The sequence below is a fragment of the Glaciihabitans sp. INWT7 genome, from assembly GCF_014217685.1.
In the GTDB taxonomy this organism is placed as follows: Bacteria; Actinomycetota; Actinomycetes; order Actinomycetales; family Microbacteriaceae; genus Lacisediminihabitans.
The window spans coordinates 2,656,030-2,675,601 of record NZ_CP043653.1 but is presented as its reverse complement, the minus strand read 5'-3'; the positions used below and the strand labels follow the sequence as shown (position 1 = coordinate 2,675,601).

Sequence of the window (19,572 nt, the reverse complement as noted above, 5' to 3'; positions counted from 1 at the left end):
CCATAGTGTTTCGGCGGCCATAGCGAGAGGGAAACGCCCGGTCACATTCCGAACCCGGAAGCTAAGACTCTCTGCGCCGATGGTACTGCAAGGGGGACCTTGTGGGAGAGTAGGACACCGCCGGACTTCTTTGTAAGATGGCCACCCACCACGTTTAACAGACGCGGTTGGGTGGCCATTTTGCTTTAACGCGCGCGTTGCGAACGCGCGCCGCTATTCCATAACTTCACCAGTGACGACAGATCCAGGGGTAATTCGTGTCCGAATTCCAAGATCGCTCCCAGCGGCCGGGCGACCGTCCCGCCGCCTCACGAGCGGCCGACGGCCGACCCCAGCGTGGCGCTCCGGCGTCGGGCAGGCCGCCTCGTCCCGCCGGCCAGGGGGATCGACCGCAGCGCGGCCGTCCCGACGCAGACCTGTCGAAGAATCCGCGGGAGCGTCGACCCGGCACCGGATACCAGGGGCGTTCCGCCCAGGAGATCGAGGACCGCGATCCCTTCGGCACGAAGTCTGTGCGCTCGCGCCACGACGATCCCGTCATCCCGGACGAAGTGCAGGCCAAGGATCTCGATCGCGTTGCCAGGGCGCAACTGAAGACCCTGAGCAAAGAGAATGCCGACGGTGTCGCCCAGCATCTGGCGATGGTGGCACGGTTGATCGACACCGATCCGGTTCTGGCTCATGCGCACGCGGTCTCCGCCGCCCGCCGGGCCGGCCGGATCGCGGTTGTGCGAGAGACCCTGGCCATCACGGCGTATTCGATCGGCGACTTCGCGCTCGCCCTGCGTGAACTGCGAACCTATCGCCGGATCTCCGGTCGTGACGACCAGCTGCCGCTCATGGTCGACAGCGAGCGCGGCCTTGGGCGACCGGATCGTGCGCTCGAGCTCGGTCGTTCCGTGCCGAGGAGCTCCCTCGCCGTCGAGGTGCAGGTGCTGCTCGCCATCGCGATGTCCGGGGCACGCCTCGACCTGGGGCAGACGGATGCGGCGCTCGACGAACTGCAGATCCCGCAGCTCGATCCGAACACTGCCTTCTCGTGGAGTCCCGCCCTCTTCGATGCCTACGCGGCCGTGCTCGAGGATCTGGGCCGCGAGGCCGAGGCAGAGGAGTGGTGGCAGCGGTCCGATCGTGCGTCCGATGCCATCGAAGCCGGCGACCGCGAGCCGGAGGACGACGTGATCGAGATTGTGGAGGAGGACCAGGACGGTGTTGTTCTCGAAGAAGACCAGCAAGAGCCCGCGGGTGACTGACGGCATGACCGACCGCACACCCCTGGACGGTGTCGACCTCGTGCTCGCCGACCTCGACGGAGTGGTCTACAAGGGCGACGCGGCCATCCCGCACGCTGTCGAGAGCCTCAATGCGGCCAGCGGCAGTGCCGATGGACAGACCCGACGGATCGGGTATCTGACGAACAATGCGTCGCGCACGGCCGCATCCGTCGCCGAACACCTCGCGAGCCTCGGGTTGAGAGCGGTGGAGGACGACGTCGTCACCTCGCCGCAGGCCGCAATCCGGTTGCTCGCCGAGCTCGTCCCCTCGGGAGCGACGGTGCTCGTGGTCGGCGGCGAGGGGCTCACCTCGGTCGTCGAGCAGGCCGGCTTCGTGGTGACCCGGTCGGCGCTCGACCAGCCGGCCGCCGTCATCCAAGGCTTCGCCCCCGATGTGGGCTGGAAGGACCTGGCCGAGGCCTCGTTCGCGCTCAACGACGACCCAGAGCGACCGTGGGTGGCGACCAACACCGACTGGACGATCCCGGTGGCGCGAGGCATCGCTCCCGGCAACGGAACTCTGGTCGGTGCGGTGCACAATGCCGTCGGTCGCCTACCCGTTGTCGCCGGAAAGCCGGAGATCGCCATCTTCGAGGAGGCCGTACGTCGTTTCGGGGGAACGAAGGCGTTGTTCATCGGAGATCGCCTCGACACCGACATCCTGGGTGCTAATCGCGCCGGGATGGACTCGGTGCTCGTGCTCACGGGCATCGACGGGCGGAAGCAGGCCCTCGCGGCCAATGCCAAGTCCCGCCCCACCTACATTCTCGGCGATCTGCGCGAGCTGGCTGAGGAGTATCCGCGGGCCGTGAGCACCACCGATCCCCGCAGCGGCGACACGGTCGTCACCGTGCGCGGCGCCGCCGTGCGTCTCGCCAAGTCCACTGTGACGATCGATCGCGCCGGCGATCGGCCGATCGATCTGCTGCGCGCGGCGACGGCTCTCATCTGGGGATCCGGACTGCCGATCTATGGGCTCGACGTCGCGCCCGAGCTCTATTCGTGACGGTACCGTTGGACTATGACTCCTGAGTCGATCGACGAGACCTCGGCCGCCGCAACCAGCGCTTCCGCCGACGATGCGAGCGCCCTGCTGCCGCGCCTGCGCGTGATCGAGGACCAACCGCTCGAATCTCGGGCTGCCGCCTTCGTGCAGATCCACGACCGCCTGCAGGCAACGCTCGAGGGATCGGTTCGAGACGGGGGCGTCGACACGTCGAACTCGCATGGCTGAAGCGCGATTGGATGCCGCCCTGGCGGAACGGGGGATCGCCCGGTCCCGCACCCATGCCGCACGACTGATCGCCGATGGCTCGGTCACCGTCGACGGGAAAACCGTGATCAAGCCCTCCGCCCGGGTCGGGGACGACCAGGTGCTCGCGCTGACGGCGATAGACCACTACGTGAGTCGTGCCGCCCACAAACTCCTCGCGGCACTCGACGCTTTCGCCGTGCCGGTGACCGGCCGCGACGCCCTGGATGTCGGAGCCTCGACCGGCGGATTCACCCAGGTGCTGCTCGAGCGTGGTGCTCATTCGGTCGTCGCCCTCGATGTGGGACACGGTCAGCTGGATCCGTTCATCGGCAGCAATCGGGCCGTCACTGTGATCGAAGGATTCAACGCGCGCGAGCTCACCGTGCCGACGCTCGATGCCGCGGCCGGCCACGCCGTGCGAGTAAGCATCGTGGTGGCGGACCTGTCTTTCATCTCCCTGACCACAGTGCTGCCGGCCCTGGTCTCCACCGTCGGTACCGAGGCGGACTTTCTCCTGCTGATCAAGCCGCAGTTCGAAGTCGGCCGCACCGGCGTGAAGGAGGGCATCGTGCACGATCCCGGACTTCGTGCCGACGCGATCAGCGACGTGCTCTGGGCAGCGTGGGACCTCGGGCTGCCCACGGCGGGCCTCATCTCCTCACCAATCCTCGGTGCTGCCGGAAACCATGAGTATCTGGTCTGGTTCAGCGCGCTCACGGGCAGCAATCCGACAGAATGGAGAGAGCGCGTGCTCGAGCTCTCTCGACCAAACCCCAGCTGAGGCACAGTCGCACACAGTGAACATGAGCACAGCGGACATCTCGATGGTGAGTGACCCCGACAGTGAGTGACCCCGACAGTGATCCCCAGCCGATGATCACCCGAGAAGCACAAGGAGAACCGGTGTCCGAACGCTTCATGCTCGTGGTCGCCCATACGGGGCGCCAGGACTCCCTCGATGCGGCCGTGACGGTCTCCCGGCAGCTTCTGGCTGCCGGAGTCACTCCCGTCATGAAAAAGGACGAGCACGACGATGTTCTCGACAACGCCCCGGAACTGAGCGCGATCGCGGTGCTCGGCGACAGTGTGACTGTCGCGGATGTCGAGTTGGCCATCGTGCTCGGCGGTGACGGCACGATCCTGCGGGCGGCGGAGCTCACGCGGGGCTGCACGGCCCCACTGCTCGGAGTCAACCTCGGCCACGTCGGTTTCCTCGCGGAGAGCGAACGCGACAACCTCACGGACACGGTGCGACGCGCTCTGAGCCGAGACTACGAGGTCGAAGAGCGCATGACTCTTGCCGTGCGCGTCAAGGTCGACGCCGAGGTGATCTACGAGACCTGGGCTCTCAACGAGGCGACGGTCGAGAAGGCCAGCCGAGAGCGGATGCTCGAGGTCGTGATCGAGGTCGATGGCCGTCCTCTCTCATCATTCGGCTGCGACGGAGTGGTGATGTCGACCCCCACCGGATCAACGGCCTATTCATTCTCAGCGGGCGGACCGATCGTCTGGCCGGAACTCGAGGCGATGCTTCTCGTGCCCCTCAGCCCGCACGCGCTGTTCGGCCGCCCGCTGGTGGTCGGGCGGGAGTCGGTCTTCGCCGTGGAGGTTCTCGCCCGCACGCAGGGCACCGGGGTGCTCTGGTGCGACGGTCGACGCACCCACTACCTGCCGCCCGGCGCGAGGGTGATCGTGCGACGCTCACCGGTGCCGGTGCGACTCGCCCGCCTGCACCGCGGGCCATTCACCGACCGGCTGGTGAACAAATTCCACCTCCCGACCAGCGGCTGGCGTGGGCCGGGCGACGGCGCGATCGCATGATCGAAGAGATCTTCATCCGCGACCTCGGCGTGATCGGCGAAGCGCGACTTCCCCTCGGTCCCGGATTCACGGCGATCACCGGCGAGACCGGTGCGGGAAAGACCATGGTGGTCACCGCTCTCGGTCTTCTCCTCGGGGATCGCTCGGACAGTTCGGTGCTCCGCCAGGGGAGCGGCTCGGCCGTCGTCGAAGGGCGCTGGCTGGTCGACGACGATGGTGCCGTCGCGGAACGGGTGCGTGATGCCGGGGGCGACCTCGACGATGGCGAACTGATCCTCGCCCGCTCGGTCTCGCAGGAGGGACGCAGCCGCGCCACCGTCGGCGGTCGCACAACGCCGGTGAGCGTGCTCGCAGAGCTCGGCGAACAACTGGTCGTCGTGCACGGTCAATCCGACCAGGTGCGCTTGCGCTCGTCGACGGCGCAGCGCGAGGCCCTCGATCGCTTCGCCGGAGCAGCGCTGTCGACGGTTCTCGACGACTACCAGGCCACCTACCGGCGGTGGCAGGCGAACCAGGGCGAACTCGACGTGATCGTGGCGGAGCAGGAGTCCCGGCAGAGCGAAGCCGCAGAACTCCGCCAGGCGATGGCGGAGATCGAGTCCGTCGCGCCGCAGCCCGGTGAGGACGTGGAGCTCGCCGAACGGGCCGACCGATTGACCAATCTCGAGGACCTGCGGCTCGCCGCTTCCGAGGCGCATGAGCTCGTGTCATCCGATGACCTGGTGGAGCCGCGGGACGCGCTCGGGCTGCTCGACTCGGCTCGCCGCCAGCTCGAACGGGTATCCGGCCACGATTCGACCCTCGCCCCGATCGTGGAAGCGCTGGCCAGCGCCAGCTATCTCGTCGCCGACGTGTCCGCACAGCTGTCGAGCTACCTCGGGGGCCTCGACGGCGACAGCGCCCGCGAACTGGAGATCGTGCAGGACCGGCGCTCGGAGCTGGGGGAGATCAGCCGCAAGTTTGGGCCTGCTCTCGACGATGCGATCCGCTATCTCGACAGCGGAAGCTCGAGGCTGCTCGAACTCGACCAGGACTCCGACCGCATCGACAGCCTTCGCGCGGAGGTCGACTCCGATCGTGCGAGGGTGATCGAGCTCGCCGACGAGCTGGGGAGGGTGCGGCGCGACTTCGCGGTGCAACTCGGCGAGAGGGTGAGCGAGGAGCTCGTGGCACTCGCGATGCCCAACGCGCGGTTGACCGTCGAAGTCACGGAGCGGCAGGACTACGGGCTCAGCGGACGCGACGTCGTGGCGATCCTGCTCGCACCGCATCCCGGCGCGGAGCCGCGCGCCCTGGGCCGCGGGGCCTCCGGCGGGGAGCTCTCGCGGGTGATGCTGGCGATCGAGGTGGTGATCGCGGGCAATGATCCCGTGCCCACCTTCATCTTCGACGAGGTGGATGCCGGTGTCGGGGGTGCGTCCGCCATCGAGATCGGCCGGCGCCTGGCCAGGCTCTCCCATTCCGCGCAGGTGATCGTGGTGACCCATCTCGCCCAGGTTGCCGCATTCTCGACCAACCATCTGCGCGTCGTGAAAGACAGCGACGGAGCGGTGACCGCCTCGAGTGTGCAACAGCTCGAGGGCGAGGAGCGGATCGAGGAGATGGCGAGGTTGCTCTCCGGCCTGAGTGGATCAGAGAGCGGACTTCAGCATGCCCGCGAACTCATCGAGACCGCGCGCGGACTCGACAGCGAGTCGCGCTAGCCGGCTGATCCGCCTAACGTCCGAGTTCGACGCGTACACCGCGAGGGGTGTCGGCCAGGATGCCGGTGCCCGCGAAGGCGGCCTCGAGTTGGGGTCGCGTATGGCTGAAGTGGGTCCAGTCTTCGGTGTGGAGGCCGACGACGAGCCGAGCCCCCAGTGACTGCGCCGCGGTGGCGGCATCGCTCGAGTTGAGGGTGAGGTCGGCATCGATCTCGTCGACGCGGGCCGCTCCGGCGAACAGCAGCGCGATATCGACCGGGGCGAACCGATCCGCGATCTGGCGCACGAGCGGGAGGGACGCGTTGTCGCCGCTCACGTAGACCGTCGGCTCCCCCTCGGCTTCGAGCATGAAACCGATGACCGGGCCCACCATCGGCTCCGATCCGGGCGGCCCGTGCAGGGCGGGCATCGCCGTGATCGTCACGGTGCCGAAATCGTAGCTCTCCCAGTTGTCGAGACCGATGACGCTGCCGCCGAAAAGGTCGTCGGCAGCCTGGCGGGTGCTCAGGGTCGGGATGCCCTGCGCGATGAGTTCGAGACCCTCCCAGTCGAGATTGTCCTTGTGGCCGTGGTGCGAAAGCAGCACGAGGTCCACCGGGCCGAGATCCGTCCTGGCGATGGCCGGACCGGCTGTCTTCTCCAGGGTGGTCTCATCCGGATCCTCATAGACCTGGGGAGCATCGAAGGTGGGATCGGTGACGATCCGCAGGCCGGCGTACTCCAGAAGCACGGTGGGGCCGCCGATTAACGTGATGGCTGTCGTAGACACAGTGCGAGCCTACGCTGGAGACATGGCCGATCGACTCGCGGATGCTGTGAGCCCTTATCTTCGCTCCCATGCGGCGAATCCCGTCGACTGGTTCCCCTGGGGTGATGAGCCCTTCGCCGAGGCGCGGCGACGGGATGTGCCGGTGCTGGTGTCGATCGGGTACTCGACCTGCCACTGGTGTCATGTGATGTCGCGTGAGACCTTCAGCGACCCCGTGATCGCCTCCCGCCTTGCCGCGGACTTCGTGGCGGTGAAGGTAGATCGGGAGGAGCATCCCGATGTGGATGCGAGTTACCTCGCCGCCGCCGGAGCCTTCACCGTAAACCTGGGATGGCCCCTCAACGTCTTCGTCACGCCCGAGGGCAAGGCCTTTTATGCGGGCACCTACTGGCCGCCGACAGCGGTGGGAGACACTCCGTCGTTCGGACAGGTGCTCGATGCGGTGGCGGATGCCTGGACCGCTCGACGGCCCCAGGTCGAATCCACGGCGGCCGCGATCGCGGACGCTCTCCGGCAGCCGGCCGATGGCGCTTCCGCCGGCTCGAGCGAGATCGGCACTGGTGCGTTCGATTCGGCGGTCGCGGAATTGCTCGCCTACGAAGACTCCGAATTCGGGGGCTTCGGCGGTGCGCCCAAATTCCCGGTCGCGCCGGTGCTGCTCTTCCTGCTCGAGCGTGGCGCCGACTCTCCACCGGCCCAGGCGCTCGCCTCCCGCTCACTCGCCGCGCTCTCCGGTCGGCACGTCGCCGCCGGCCAGCCCACGGCCGCGCTGAGGGACCGCCTGGAGGGCGGATTCTTCCGGTACGCCACGAAACGGGACTGGCAGGATCCGCACTACGAGCGGATGCTCTACGACAACGCCCAGCTGCTCACCGCGTTCACCCGGCTCGCCCAGCTCGACGCCGAGGCGCGGGACTGGGCCGTGGAGGTCGCGGAGGGCATCACCGTTTTTCTCATCGGGGTCATGCAACAGCCGGACGGGGGATTCGCCTCGGCGCAAGACAGCGAAAGCACCATCGACGGAGTCCGGCGAGAAGGGGCGTACTTCGCCCTCGGCGCTGCAGAGCGTGCGGCAGAGGATCCTCCGCCGATCGATGCCAAGATCCTCACCGGCTGGAACGGGCTGGCGATCGGAGCGTTGGCGACCGCTGGCTACGCTCTCGGTCATGACGAGTGGATCGAGGCCGCCCGACGGGCCGCCGACGCGGTGATCGACGGTCACCTGCGGCACGACGGCACGCTGGTGCGAGCATCGATCGGCGGACGGCTGTCGACGGCGCACGCCGCACTCGAGGACTACGGAATGCTGGCATCGGGGCTGCTCGATCTCGCGACGGCGACCGGAGAGGGACGCTATGCCTCGGTGGCCCGATCGTTGGTGGATCGGGCGCTCGACGCCGCAGGTTCCGGCGTCTTCGGCGTGCCGGGAGGGGCCGACCCCGTGCTGGTGGCGCAGGGCACTGCCATCGAGAACGACCCCTCGGAAGGGGCCTATCCCTCCGGGCTGAGCTCGATGGCGCGGGCCTGCGTCTCGTTGCACCTCCTCGGGGGCGGTCCGCGGTACCGCGACGCCGCCGAGCGGGTGGTCAAGAGCCTGTTGCCTCTCGCCGTGCCGCGCCCGGTGTCGTTCGGGGCGACCCTCGCGGTGGCATCCGCCCTCTCTCAGCCGATCGCGCAGCTCGTTGTGGTGAGTGAAGACCCGAATTCGGATCTGGCCGTCCTTGCCCGGTGCCGCTACCGCAGCGGCCTGCTCAGCGTCGTGGTGACCCCCGCGCAGGCCGCGAGTTTCGCGAACGCCGGCTTTGCGCTGTTCGAGGGACGGGATCGCGAAGCGGCCTACCTCTGCTGGGACTTCGTCTGCCGACTTCCCGTCGTGGACCTGCGGGAACTGGCCGAGGCGCTCGATCTCGTGGGCTGACCCCTCGGTACGCGGGCCTGTGGTGCGCTGGGCCTGTGGTGCGCTGACCCTGTGGTGCGCTGGGCCGTCAGACGGTCGGCACCGCGGTTTCGTCCACGGCCTCGATCAGAGGCCCGCGGTCGCGCGACGCCCGTTCGATCAGCACACAGAGCCACAGCCAGCCGAGTGCGAGACAGAGCTGGCCGATCACCCCCACGGGGAAATAGATGTGTTCCTGAAGGAATAGCACCGCGCCGACGACCACGAGCACCGCGCCGGGGAGGGCGGCCAGGCGGACGCGGGCCATCGCCGTCGCCGCCGCGATCGCGCTTGCCGCGATGAACGACACGCTTCCGACCTCGCCGATGTGGCTGCCGAGACCGAAGACCGTGCCCGTCGCCATGCCCATGCCGTCGAGCTTGAGACCGCCGGCTCCGATGCCCGCGAGCACATCGAGTGCGGTGTAGAAGGCGGCGTAGACGAACCCGAGGACACCGACGATCCACGCCACGAGGGCGCCGGCATGCCGCGCCACCAACCACGGAGCGAAGGCGAGAAGAGGGAACACCGGCAGGATCGCGATGTGGAGGTTGCGCCAGTATTCCGCCGACGTCGCGGTGAGGTGCATCGGGTGGGTGACCCCGACAGCGGCGAGCGCGAGGGGTGGAAGGGCGACGGTGACGTAGGCGAGAACGGAACGCGCGGACATGGCGTCATGCTACGGGACCTTCCTGTGCTGCCCCGCAGCGGATCAGCGCCAGCCGGGCAGCCAGTAGTGGAGTCGCGCGAAGATCTCTGGCACCTGCAGGCCCGTCCAGATCGGGTAGAAGAATGCGCTGACCAGCACGACGAAGAACAGGAACACGGCAACGAGGCCGATTCCGCGCGTTCGGCGATAGGTGGAATCCTGAGGTCGACCGAGGATCAGTCCGATCACGAACACCAGCCCGAGGATCATGTAGGGCTCGAAGACGATCGCATAGAACTGGAAGATGGTGCGGGTGGAGTAGAGCAGCCAGGGAAGGTAGCCGGCGACCATACCCATCAGGATGAGGCCGACACGCCACTCCCGATACCGCACGAGGCGGTAGACGAGGTAGAACAGGGCGGCCGTCGCAGCCCACCAGAGAATGGGGTTGGCGATGGAGGTGATGTATTCCGCGCAACTCGACACGGTGCAACCCCCCTGCCCGGAGGTCTGGCCGACGTAGTAGAAGGCGGTCGGACGCACGAGGAAGAGCCAGGTGAAGGGATTCGCCGAGTAGGGGTGGGAGGTGTGTTCGTTGACATTGAAGTCGTAGACGCTCGCCTGATAGTGCAGAAAGCTCTGCACCGAGTGCGGCACCCCGGCGAACAACCCGGTGGCGGCATTGCCGGGCACTTCTGCCCAGTTGCGGAAGTAGCCGTCTTTCGTGACGAACCATCCGGTCCAGCTGGCGAGATAGGTGGCCGCGGCGAGCGGGATGGTGAGCAGGAAGGTGACGGGGCCCTGCTTGAAGATCGTGCCGCTGATGAAGAAGGGGATGCCCGCGGCCCGCCGGGCCAGCGCGTCGACCACCAGGGTGTAGACGGCGAAAGCGGCGAGGAAGTACAGTCCGCTCCACTTGACGGCGGTGGCCGCTCCGAAGAGGATGCCCGCGGTGAGCAGCCAGGGCCGCCACCAGATCGCGGGCCCCCAGTCGATGCCGCGGCCGGCCCGTGCCCGGCGTGCGAGCCACAGCGACAGGCGGGCGGAGCTCTGGGTGCGATCGAGAAGGACGGCCCCGAATCCCAACAGCGTGAAGATCATGACGAAGTTGTCGAGGAGCGCGGTGCGCGACATCACGATCGCGTGACCGTCGATCGCGAACAGGCCCCCGGCGATGGTGGCGAGCAGGGTGGAGTTGAAGAGCCGGCGGGCCACGATCACCAGCAGGAACACCGCGAGGATGCCGACGACGGCGGTGCTGATGCGCCAGCCGACCGTGTCCTCCGCGCCGAAGACGCGCAGTCCGAGGGCGATCATCCACTTGCCGAGAGGGGGATGGGCGACATAGGAGCCGTCGCTTGTGAAGGTGTTGACATCGCCGGCGTTGAAGGCCTGATCGGCGTTGTTGGGCCAGGACCCTTCGTAGCCGAGGTGGAGGAGCGTCCAGGCATCCTTCACGTAGAAGGTCTCATCGAACACGAGAGACCGGGGGTCGCCCAGGCGCACGAGACGGAGCACGGCCGCGAGCAGGGTGACGGCGATCGGGCCGCCCCAGTACCAGAGCCGTTCCGCTCCCGGCAGGCCGAGAAGTCGACCCCACCACGCGTCGAGGCGGGTGCCGGTCGGTTCGACCGGAGGCGAGGACGGCCCAGAGGCTCGCGGCGCGCCGACCACGGCGTCGAAGTCGGCTCTGGTCACAGGTGCAATGGTAACGAGGGTTCGCTGCAAGGATGGGCAGGTGATCATCCTCGCTGCGACTCCGATCGGCAATCTCGGCGATGCCTCCCGCCGGCTGGTGGAGGCTCTGACCAACGCCGAGGTGATCGCCTCGGAAGACACGCGAGTCACCATCCACCTCATGCGTGCCCTCGGCATCGAGAACCGACCGCGACTGATCGCCCTGCACGAACACAACGAGGTCGAGAAGGCCGCCGAGATCGCCGAACTCGCGCGCGATACGGATGTGCTCGTGCTCACCGATGCGGGCATGCCGGCGATCAGCGACCCCGGGTTCTCCATCGTGACGGCGGCCGCGGCCGCCGGAGTGACCGTCACCGCGCTGCCGGGACCCTCGGCGGTGATCACCGCTCTCGCGCTCTCGGGACTGCCCACCGATCGATTCACCTTCGAGGGCTTCCTGCCGCGCAAAGCTCGTCTCGCCTCCCTTCGCCAGCTCGCCAGGGAACCCCGCACCATGGTGTTCTTCGAGTCGCCGAACCGCCTGGCCGATGCCCTCGGGGATATCGCGACGGCCTTCGGGCCGGATCGTCGGGTCGCGGTCTGCCGCGAGCTGACCAAACTCTACGAGGAAGTGCGTCGGGGGAGCGCCGCAGAACTCGCCGAGTGGGCTGCTCTCGGCGTCAGGGGCGAGATCTGCATCGTGGTCGAGGGCGGGGCTGCGCAAGAGGTCGATCTCGCTGCCGGGATCGCGCAGGTGCAGTCGCTCGTTTCGGCGGGATCGAAGCTCAAGGACGCGGCATCCGAAGTGGCGGATGCCACAGGGCTCGGCAAGCGGGATCTCTACGAGGGAGCCCTCAAGGCGCGCTGAGCATTCCTGGGGTACTGAGCGATCAGGGGCTACTGGGCGATCAGGGGTTACTGAGCGATCAGGGAGTACTGAGTCTGGCCAGCTGTTCGGAGCTCAGCGTCAGCTCCGCCGCACCCGCGGAGTCGGTGATGGTCTCGGGCCGGCTCGCCCCCGGGATCGGGATGACGCAGTGGCCGAGCGATAACTCCCACGCCAGGGCGACGCGCTGCGGGCTCACACCCAGCTCCGCCGCGACCGCGCTGAACGCGCTGCTGTCGTCAAAGACATCGGACCCCCGCCCGATGCCACCGAGCGGGCTCCAGGGCAGGAAGGCGATCTGGTGGGCGACGCAGTAGTCGAACTCGCCGAGGCTCGACCGGTAGGCCGGTGAGAACTGGTTCTGCACCGAGACGAGCCGGCCGCCGAGCACATGATCGGCCAGGGCGATCTGAGTCACTGTGGCATTGGAAATGCCCGCGAGGCGGATGACACCCTCATCGAGAAGTTCGCGCAGCGCTCCGATGGACTCCTCGTACGGCACCGAAGGGTCCGGCCGGTGCAACTGGTAGAGCCCGATCGCGTCGACACCGAGGCGAGCGCGGGACTCCCGCGCGGCCTTCTTGAGGTGCGCCGGGGTACCGTTGCGATCCCACGGTCCGCCGTCGCGAAAGAGCAGTCCGCCCTTCGTGGCGACGAGCACCTCCTCGGTGCGACCGCGCAGGGCCTCCGCGACCAGGAGCTCGTTGTGGCCCTGGCCGTCGGCATCCGTGGTGTACGCATCGGCGGTGTCGATGAGGGTGATGCCCGCATCGAGGGCGGCGTGGATGGTCTCGATCGCCCGGCGCCGATCGGGTCGGCCCGGGAGTGACAGCGGCATCGCGCCGAGCCCGATCGAACTGACGGCGACATCGCCGATCCTGCGGTATTTCATGCGCCCAGCCTAGGTCGAGCGCCTGAATCCGAGCGCGCGCGCAGCATTTTTGCGCTGAATGTAAAATTCCTGTTAACCCCCCTTGTTGGGGTGATCGAGCCGGGTTATCGTCGCGATTGCGCCCTTTTCCGGCGCGGTCATTCTTCATCGGGGAAGGTTTCAGCACGTGGACAATCGCGCACGCCGGAGGGTGTTCTCTCGCTGGACATTCGGCATCGTGGCTACGGCCACCACCGTCATCGCACTTTCACTCACCGGCGTCACGACGGCCTCCGCTGCCGATCGCGCCTCGTTCGCCGGGGCCGTGCCCCGCTGGGCGACCGCGGCGAACGACGCCGGTGTCACCGCCGCCGACGAGACCGTCGAGGGGGAGATCTACCTGCCGCTGCGAGACCAGGCCGGGGCAGAGGCGCTCGCCACCGCAGCATCCACACCCGGGGCCCGCGGATACCGCCAGTTCCTCTCGCCACAGGCGTGGATCCAGCGCTTCGCGCCGACGAAGGCGGATTCGGATGCCGTGGTCGCCTCTCTCACCGCGCAGGGACTGACGATCAGCGCAGTGCCGGCCAGCCGCCAGTACGTGGTCTTCCGCGGAACGGCCGCCCAGATCGGATCGTTGTTCGCCACCACCCTGCACGACTACAACTACTCTGGGCACGTGCTCGCGGCCCCGTCGAGTGCCCCTTCGTTGCCTGCGGCGCTCGCCGGCAAGGTCTCGGGACTCAGCATCGACCAGGCTAAGTTGCTCACCCACACCGACTCCATCAAACAGGGTGACCTTCCGGCCGGGGCGAACGCGCTCAGCCGCCAGGCTCCGAGCCCCTCGGCCATCGCCGCCCAGTGCTCCACCTACACGGGCGAGCACACCGTGACGGCCCCGGCCGCCTATGGCAAGACCACGTTCGACACCTTCAACTGCGGCTATGTCCCAGCGCAGTTGCGCTCCGCCTACGGGCTCGACTCGCTCGCGAGGTCGGGAGTGAACGGTGCGGGCCAGACCGTGGCGATCATCGATGCCTACGCCTCGCCGTCCATCGTGAAAGACGTGAACACCTACTCTGCGGCACTCGGTGAGCCCGGCCTCACGGCGGCGAACTACTCGCAGATCGTGCCGACCCCCGCCCAGTTCGTCGACCAGGAGGCCTGCGGCTTCCCGAGCGGATGGCAGGGGGAGCAGACCCTCGACGTCGAAGCCGTTCACGGCATCGCGACGGGCGCCAAGATCCTCTACGTGGGTGGATTCAACTGCGGCGGCGGACTGGATGTCGCGCTCTCGAAGATCCTCGACAACAAACTCGCAAACATCGTGAGCAACAGCTACGGCAACCTCGGCGAGGCGATCCCGGACGACGCGCTGAAGGGGGCGCAGAACCTGCACATCCAGGCGGCGGGTGAGGGGATCGGGCTCTACTTCTCCAGTGGTGACAGCGGCGACGAGGTGGCCAACCTCGGGTACGCGTCCCCCGACTTCCCCGCATCTTCCCCGTATGTCACCTCGGTGGGAGGCACCAGCCTCGGCATCACCAAGGCCGGCAAGATCGCCTACGAGACCGGATGGGGCACCGCGGGGGACAAGATCGACCCGACGGGCACCAGTTACCTCTCCCCCCTGCCCGGAGACTTCTTCGGGGGAGCGGGCGGTGGCACCAGCGCCGTGTTCACGGCTCCGGCCTACCAGCGGGGAGTGGTTCCCGCCTCTCTCTCCCACGGTTTCCGGGTGTCGCCGGACATCGCGGCCCTCGCGGATCCCTACACCGGGTTCTCGGTCGGCATCCGCCCGATCGTCGATGACAGCACCCTCGCGGTGGGCGACTTCGAGCGGGACACCTACGGCGGTACCTCGCTGGCCGCGCCTCTGACGGCGGCCCAGATCGCGGTAGTGCAGCAGGCGACCCACACGGCCATCGGGTTCGCCAACCCGACGCTCTACGGGCTCGACCGCATCCTGCCGTTCTCGTTCCGCGACGTGCAGCCGCAGAATCCCACCAAGGCTCTCGTCTACACGAGCGCGATTAGCGGCAACAGCTACCTGATCAGTCTCGATCAGGACACCTCGCTGAAGACCACTCGCAGGTACGACACGGTGACCGGCATCGGCGGTGTGACCTTCGGGCTGCTGTCACTGCTGGCGGCCGGGAGGCACTGACCGCACAGTCTCGAATGAACGGCCCCGGCGGGCGATCGCCGGGGCCGTTCCCGTGTTATCGGCAGCGGGGGTGCGCCCACCGCGTAACGAGGACCCCGGAGCATCCGCCGCCAATTAGGATGATCGAATGCCCGCCGCATCCCAGTCCGCCGACTCTTTCTACATCGCGACCCCGATCTTCTATGTGAACGATGTGCCGCACATCGGTCACGCGTACACCGAGGTCGCCGCCGACGTTCTGGCGCGCTGGCATCGCCAGGCCGGCGATGACACGTGGCTGCTCACCGGAACCGACGAGCACGGCCAGAAGATCCTTCGCACGGCCGTGGCCAATGACACCACCCCGAAGCAGTGGGCCGACACGCTCGTCGCGGATGCCTGGCTGCCGCTGCTGAAGACGATCAACATCGCCAACGACGACTTCATCCGCACCACCGACGAGCGCCACGAGAAGGCCGTCACCATCTTCCTGCAGAAGCTGTACGACGACGGTTTCATCTACTCCGGCGAATACGAGGGCTACTACTGCGTGGGCTGCGAGGAGTACAAACAGCTCGACGATCTCATGGAGACCGCGGACGGCGACTTCGCCGGCACGCTGGTCTGCAAGATCCACGGGCGTCCGGTGGAGATCCTCAAGGAGAAGAACTACTTCTTCCGCATGAGCGACTTCCAGCAGAAGCTGCTCGATCTCTACGAGTCGCAGCCCGACTTCATCCAGCCGGAGAGTGTGCGCAACGAGATCATCTCGTTCGTGAAGCAGGGGCTCGACGACCTCAGCATCTCGCGGTCGAGCTTCGACTGGGGCATCCAGATCCCCTGGGACCACAGCCACGTCGTCTACGTCTGGTTCGATGCACTGCTCAACTACATCTCCGCGATCGGCTACGGCACCGACACCGAGAACTTCGAGCGACGCTGGCCGGCAGTGCAGTTGGTCGGCAAGGACATCGCCCGCTTCCACGCCGTCATCTGGCCCGCGATGCTGATGGCTGCGGGACTCCCCGTTCCCCGCCGCGTGTTCGGCCACGGTTGGCTGCTCGTCGGCGGCGAGAAGATGTCCAAGTCGAAGCTCACCGGCATCGCGCCGTCCGAGATCACCGACACCTTCGGCGTCGACGCGTTCCGCTACTACTTCATGCGCGCCATCAGCTTCGGGCAGGACGGCTCTTTCAGCTGGGAGGACCTCTCCGCGCGCTACCAGGCCGAGCTCGCCAACGGCTTCGGCAACCTGGCCTCGCGCGTGATCGCGATGGTCACGCGCTACCGCGGGGGAGTCATCCCCACCGGGGTCGAACTCTCCGACGCCGACCAGGCCATCTTCGCCACCGGCCTCCGCGTGACGGCGGAAGCGGATGCCGCCATCGAGAGACTGGCGATTCACGAGGCTCTCGCTTCGATCTGGACGCTCGTGGACGACCTGAACGGCTACATCACCATCCAGGAACCGTGGGCGCTGTCGAAGGATCCGGCGAATGCCGAACGGCTGGACGCGGTGCTCTTCACCATCGTGCGCGGCCTCGGCACCCTTGCCGTGCTGCTCTCCCCGGTGATCCCGGATGCCGCGGCCACGCTCTGGACGGCGCTCGGCGGCACCGGAGCCGTGGCCGACCAGAACGTGCGCACCGCCTCCGAGTGGGAGGGCGGACCCTCGGTCTCCCCGCTTCCCGCGTCCCTTTTTCCCCGTATCGAACAGCCGGACACCGCAGTCACGACCTGACCCCAAGGAGCACAGCATGCCCAAAGCCGTGAAGTTCAGCAGGTACGGCGGCTCCGAGGTGCTCGAGGTCGTCGAGGTGGATGCCCGGGCGCCGGGCCGGCGCGAGGTGCAGGTCGCGGTCGTGGCCGCCGCCATCAACCCGGGGGAGATCCAGATCCGCGAGGGCCGGATGCACGAGGCCTTCCCGGCCCAGTTCCCCGAAGGCCAGGGCAGCGACTTCGCGGGCGTGGTCACGGCGGTGGGTGAGGGCGTCGACTTCCCGCGCGTCGGTGACGAGGTCATCGGCTTTTCGGATGGGCGCAACGCGCAGGCCGAAGTCGTGACGATCGACGCGAGCCGCGTCATCCCGAAGCCTCATGCGGTCGGCTGGAACGAGGCCGCGAGCCTCTTCGTCGCCGGCACCACCGCGCGAGCCTGCATCGCCGCAGTGGATGTGCGCTCCGGCGACACCGTGGTCGTGGCCGGGGCGGCGGGAGGGGTCGGGATCATCGCCACCCAACTCGCTGTGCTCGCCGGAGCCGCCGTGGTGGCAACCGCGAGTGAGGAGAACCACGCCTTCCTCCGCAGTCTCGGCGCGATCCCGGTGGCGTACGGAAAGGGGCTGGCCGACCGCATCCGCAAGATCGTGCCGGACGGGGTGGATGCCTTCATCGATACGCACGGCGACGGCAACGTTGCGGTCGCGGTCGAGCTGGGTGTTGCGAAGGACCGCATCAACACGATCATCGACTTCGCGGCGAAGAAGAAGTTCCGGGTGAAGACCGACGGCATGTCGACGGTCGAGCCGCGGGAGGTGCTGACCGAGCTCGCCCGCTTGGTCGCGAACGGCGAGTTGACAGTCCCGGTCTATGCGAGCTATCCGCTCGAACGGGTGCGCGCGGCGTATGAGCGTCTCGGAGCGGGACACGGCCTCGGCAAGATCGTTCTCGAGGTGAGCACGGCCGACTCGGTGTGACCCTTCGTGCTCCGCCGCCAGCCGGAGGAGGGCACGCCGGGTAGAATTCGGGGATGTCCGCGCTCGAGGAATCCCACGGCCCGATCCGGCAGCGCGACAGCTCGTCGGAGCAGGGCAAGACCCGCGACCTGAGCTATCCGCCGTTGCCTCCCGCGCTCACTGTGGGCGTCTACGACAATCACACCCACCTCGAGATCGGTGACGGCGAGGAAGCGCTCGACTACCGCGAACAACTCGACCGCGCGTCCAGCGTCGGCGTGCGCGGCGTCGTGCAGGTGGGCGGAGACCTCGAGACCTCGCGCTGGTCTGCAGAGATGGCCGCACGTGAGCCGCGGATGCTCGCCGCCGTGGCCATCCACCCCAACGAGGCTCCCCGCTACGAGGCCGCGGGGGAGCTGGATGCGGCTCTCGCGGAGATCGACGAACTCGCCGGACGGCCGCGGGTGCGCGCCGTGGGGGAGACCGGGCTCGACTTCTTCCGCACGGAGGAGAGTGGGCGCAGCGCGCAGTACCGCTCGTTCGAGGCGCACATCGCCATAGCCAAGAAGCACGAGCTGGCCATGCAGATCCACGACCGGGATGCCCATGCCGAGGTGATCGCGACCCTGCGAAGCAACGGAGCGCCCGAGAAGACCGTGTTCCACTGCTTTTCGGGAGATGCCGACATGGCGAGGCTCTGCGCCGACAACGGCTGGTATCTGTCCTTCGCCGGCACCGTGACATTCAAGAACGCCGGCAACCTCCGCGATGCGCTCAGTGCGATCCCGCGCAGCCAGATCCTCATCGAGACCGACGCGCCCTTCCTCACCCCGGTGCCGTACCGCGGGCGCCCCAACGCTCCGTACCTCATCCCCACCACGCTCCGTTTCATGGCCGACCATCTCGGCACGGACGTCGCGTTGCTCGCCGCCCAGATCACCTCGAACACGGAGCTGGTCTACGGCATGTGGGATGCGGAACCGGTCACCCAGGACCTCGGCTCGCCCTACGACGAGGCCATCGACTCGTCCGACCTCGCGTGAGCCTGCTCGGGCCCGCGGAGATCCGCGACCTCGCCGAGCTGCTCGGCATCCAGCCGACCAAGAAACTCGGCCAGAACTTCGTCATCGACGCCAACACCGTTCGCCGCATCGTCAGGGCCGCGGGCATCGTCTCCGGCCAGAGCGTTGTGGAGGTCGGCCCGGGGCTCGGCTCGCTCACCCTCGGACTGCTCGAGACCGGGGCATCCGTCGTGGCCGTCGAAATCGACACACGTCTCGCGGCACAACTTCCGATCACCGTTGAGCAGTTGCAGCCCGGTGCTCCGTTGACGGTGATCACCCAGGATGCGATGACGATCACCGAGCTGCCCGATCGCCCGACGAGCCTCGTCGCCAACCTGCCGTACAACATCTCCGTTCCGGTGCTCCTGCACTTCCTCGAGCACTTTCCTCACCTGCAGACCGGGCTGGTGATGGTGCAGGCCGAAGTCGGCCAGCGGATCGCCGCGGACCCGGGCTCGAAGATCTACGGCAGCCCCAGCATCAAGGCCGCCTGGTACGGAAAATGGCGCACCGCCGGTCAGGTGAGCCGCCAGGTGTTCTGGCCGGTGCCCAATGTGGACTCGATCCTGGTGCGGTTCGACCGCGGTGAGCTGCCCGGCACGGAGACGGAGCGGCTCGCGACCTTCGCCCTCGTGGATGCCGCGTTCCAGCAGCGACGCAAGATGTTGCGGCAGTCGCTCGCGGTCGTGCTGGGGGACAGCTCCGCGGCGTCCGCCCGGCTGGAGGCCGCGGGGGTGGCACCGACCGCACGCGGGGAAGAGCTGACCGTGGCGGACTTCCTCGCGGTGGCACGCGCCGGTGTTTCCGCCGGTGCGTAAAGAGGGCTCCGAGGCTTCGGCTAGG

17 protein-coding genes and 1 rRNA gene are annotated in these 19,572 nt (G+C 67.7%); 14 read left to right on the top strand and 4 right to left on the bottom strand.

Features of this window, described 5'->3' with window-relative positions; translation table 11 throughout:
* Positions 1 to 9: 9 nt before the first annotated feature.
* The 7 genes from rrf to recN all read left to right on the top strand — a co-directional run bounded on the left by rrf (position 10) and on the right by recN (position 6,053).
* Positions 10 to 126 (top strand): 5S ribosomal RNA (gene rrf, locus F1C58_RS12890).
* A gap of 131 nt (positions 127 to 257) precedes the next feature.
* Complete coding sequence (locus tag F1C58_RS12885; protein WP_255461107.1) at positions 258 to 1,253, top strand: hypothetical protein; 996 nt, start codon at positions 258 to 260, stop codon at positions 1,251 to 1,253.
* A gap of 4 nt (positions 1,254 to 1,257) precedes the next feature.
* A complete protein-coding gene (locus tag F1C58_RS12880) occupies positions 1,258 to 2,280 on the top strand; it encodes an HAD-IIA family hydrolase (RefSeq protein ID WP_185201479.1) in 1,023 nt (340 codons plus the stop codon).
* 15 nt (positions 2,281 to 2,295) lie between these two features.
* The gene (locus F1C58_RS12875; RefSeq protein ID WP_185204216.1) at positions 2,296 to 2,508 is read left to right on the top strand and encodes a hypothetical protein; all 213 of its coding nucleotides are present in this window, start codon (positions 2,296 to 2,298) and stop codon (positions 2,506 to 2,508) included.
* Entirely contained in the window at positions 2,501 to 3,310 is an 810-nt protein-coding gene (locus F1C58_RS12870; protein WP_185201478.1) for a TlyA family RNA methyltransferase, read from the top strand. Before F1C58_RS12875 ends, F1C58_RS12870 begins: the two co-directional genes overlap by 8 nt.
* A gap of 92 nt (positions 3,311 to 3,402) precedes the next feature.
* Positions 3,403 to 4,350, top strand: a complete 948-nt coding sequence (locus F1C58_RS12865; RefSeq protein ID WP_185204149.1) for an NAD kinase — start codon at positions 3,403 to 3,405, stop codon at positions 4,348 to 4,350.
* Positions 4,347 to 6,053: a DNA repair protein RecN gene (gene recN, locus F1C58_RS12860; RefSeq protein WP_185201477.1), complete on the top strand. Its 1,707-nt coding sequence runs from the start codon at positions 4,347 to 4,349 to the stop codon at positions 6,051 to 6,053. The genes F1C58_RS12865 and recN overlap by 4 nt, the downstream gene beginning before the upstream one ends.
* 13 nt (positions 6,054 to 6,066) lie before the next feature.
* Here recN and F1C58_RS12855 read toward each other — a convergent pair whose 3' ends face one another.
* Positions 6,067 to 6,783: an MBL fold metallo-hydrolase gene (locus tag F1C58_RS12855; RefSeq protein WP_370543659.1), complete on the bottom strand. Its 717-nt coding sequence runs from the start codon at positions 6,781 to 6,783 to the stop codon at positions 6,067 to 6,069.
* Positions 6,784 to 6,844: 61 nt separating this feature from the next.
* On the opposite strand from F1C58_RS12855, the gene F1C58_RS12850 reads away from it, so the two are divergent.
* Positions 6,845 to 8,740, top strand: coding sequence for a thioredoxin domain-containing protein (locus tag F1C58_RS12850; RefSeq protein ID WP_185201475.1), 1,896 nt, complete (start codon positions 6,845 to 6,847; stop codon positions 8,738 to 8,740).
* A 67-nt stretch (positions 8,741 to 8,807) separates the two neighbouring features.
* On the opposite strand, the gene F1C58_RS12845 is transcribed toward F1C58_RS12850, so the two are convergent.
* Positions 8,808 to 9,428, bottom strand: coding sequence for a hypothetical protein (locus F1C58_RS12845; RefSeq protein ID WP_185201474.1), 621 nt, complete (start codon positions 9,426 to 9,428; stop codon positions 8,808 to 8,810).
* 42 nt (positions 9,429 to 9,470) lie between these two features.
* On the bottom strand, positions 9,471 to 11,105 hold the full coding sequence (locus F1C58_RS12840; protein ID WP_255461106.1) for a dolichyl-phosphate-mannose--protein mannosyltransferase: 1,635 nt from the start codon (positions 11,103 to 11,105) through the stop codon (positions 9,471 to 9,473).
* A 40-nt stretch (positions 11,106 to 11,145) separates the two neighbouring features.
* Between F1C58_RS12840 and rsmI the strand changes: the two genes are divergently transcribed.
* Positions 11,146 to 11,955, top strand: a complete 810-nt coding sequence (rsmI, locus tag F1C58_RS12835) for a 16S rRNA (cytidine(1402)-2'-O)-methyltransferase (RefSeq protein WP_185201472.1) — start codon at positions 11,146 to 11,148, stop codon at positions 11,953 to 11,955.
* A gap of 58 nt (positions 11,956 to 12,013) precedes the next feature.
* Here the strand turns inward: rsmI and F1C58_RS12830 are convergent, their stop codons facing one another.
* Positions 12,014 to 12,865 carry an aldo/keto reductase gene (locus tag F1C58_RS12830; RefSeq protein WP_185201471.1) on the bottom strand — a complete coding sequence of 284 codons (852 nt, stop codon included), beginning with the start codon at positions 12,863 to 12,865 and terminating at the stop codon, positions 12,014 to 12,016.
* Positions 12,866 to 13,031: 166 nt separating this feature from the next.
* Between F1C58_RS12830 and F1C58_RS12825 the strand changes: the two genes are divergently transcribed.
* The 5 genes from F1C58_RS12825 to rsmA all read left to right on the top strand — a co-directional run bounded on the left by F1C58_RS12825 (position 13,032) and on the right by rsmA (position 19,547).
* Positions 13,032 to 15,011, top strand: coding sequence for a protease pro-enzyme activation domain-containing protein (locus F1C58_RS12825; protein ID WP_255461105.1), 1,980 nt, complete (start codon positions 13,032 to 13,034; stop codon positions 15,009 to 15,011).
* A gap of 127 nt (positions 15,012 to 15,138) precedes the next feature.
* The gene (metG, locus tag F1C58_RS12820) at positions 15,139 to 16,731 is read left to right on the top strand and encodes a methionine--tRNA ligase (protein ID WP_185201470.1); all 1,593 of its coding nucleotides are present in this window, start codon (positions 15,139 to 15,141) and stop codon (positions 16,729 to 16,731) included.
* A 16-nt stretch (positions 16,732 to 16,747) separates the two neighbouring features.
* Positions 16,748 to 17,686: an NADP-dependent oxidoreductase gene (locus tag F1C58_RS12815; protein ID WP_185201469.1), complete on the top strand. Its 939-nt coding sequence runs from the start codon at positions 16,748 to 16,750 to the stop codon at positions 17,684 to 17,686.
* A 53-nt stretch (positions 17,687 to 17,739) separates the two neighbouring features.
* Positions 17,740 to 18,708 (top strand): TatD family hydrolase, encoded by a 969-nt coding sequence (locus F1C58_RS12810; RefSeq protein WP_185201468.1) that lies wholly within the window; start codon positions 17,740 to 17,742, stop codon positions 18,706 to 18,708.
* Positions 18,705 to 19,547 carry a 16S rRNA (adenine(1518)-N(6)/adenine(1519)-N(6))-dimethyltransferase RsmA gene (rsmA, locus tag F1C58_RS12805; RefSeq protein ID WP_185201467.1) on the top strand — a complete coding sequence of 281 codons (843 nt, stop codon included), beginning with the start codon at positions 18,705 to 18,707 and terminating at the stop codon, positions 19,545 to 19,547. Before F1C58_RS12810 ends, rsmA begins: the two co-directional genes overlap by 4 nt.
* Positions 19,548 to 19,572: the final 25 nt, after the last annotated feature.

Excerpts from the sequence above, each read along its gene's own strand:
- F1C58_RS12870 (WP_185201478.1), top strand. The coding sequence starts at position 2,501 with ATGGCTGAAGCGCGATTGGATGCCGCCCTGGCGGAACGGGGGATCGCC.
- recN (WP_185201477.1), top strand. The coding sequence starts at position 4,347 with ATGATCGAAGAGATCTTCATCCGCGACCTCGGCGTGATCGGCGAAGCG.
- F1C58_RS12815 (WP_185201469.1), top strand. The coding sequence starts at position 16,748 with ATGCCCAAAGCCGTGAAGTTCAGCAGGTACGGCGGCTCCGAGGTGCTC.
- F1C58_RS12850 (WP_185201475.1), top strand. The coding sequence starts at position 6,845 with ATGGCCGATCGACTCGCGGATGCTGTGAGCCCTTATCTTCGCTCCCAT.
- F1C58_RS12875 (WP_185204216.1), top strand. The coding sequence starts at position 2,296 with ATGACTCCTGAGTCGATCGACGAGACCTCGGCCGCCGCAACCAGCGCT.
- metG (WP_185201470.1), top strand. The coding sequence starts at position 15,139 with ATGCCCGCCGCATCCCAGTCCGCCGACTCTTTCTACATCGCGACCCCG.
- F1C58_RS12880 (WP_185201479.1), top strand. The coding sequence starts at position 1,258 with ATGACCGACCGCACACCCCTGGACGGTGTCGACCTCGTGCTCGCCGAC.
- F1C58_RS12865 (WP_185204149.1), top strand. The coding sequence starts at position 3,403 with ATGATCACCCGAGAAGCACAAGGAGAACCGGTGTCCGAACGCTTCATG.
- F1C58_RS12845 (WP_185201474.1), bottom strand. The coding sequence starts at position 9,428 with ATGTCCGCGCGTTCCGTTCTCGCCTACGTCACCGTCGCCCTTCCACCC.
- F1C58_RS12810 (WP_185201468.1), top strand. The coding sequence starts at position 17,740 with ATGTCCGCGCTCGAGGAATCCCACGGCCCGATCCGGCAGCGCGACAGC.
- F1C58_RS12830 (WP_185201471.1), bottom strand. The coding sequence starts at position 12,865 with ATGAAATACCGCAGGATCGGCGATGTCGCCGTCAGTTCGATCGGGCTC.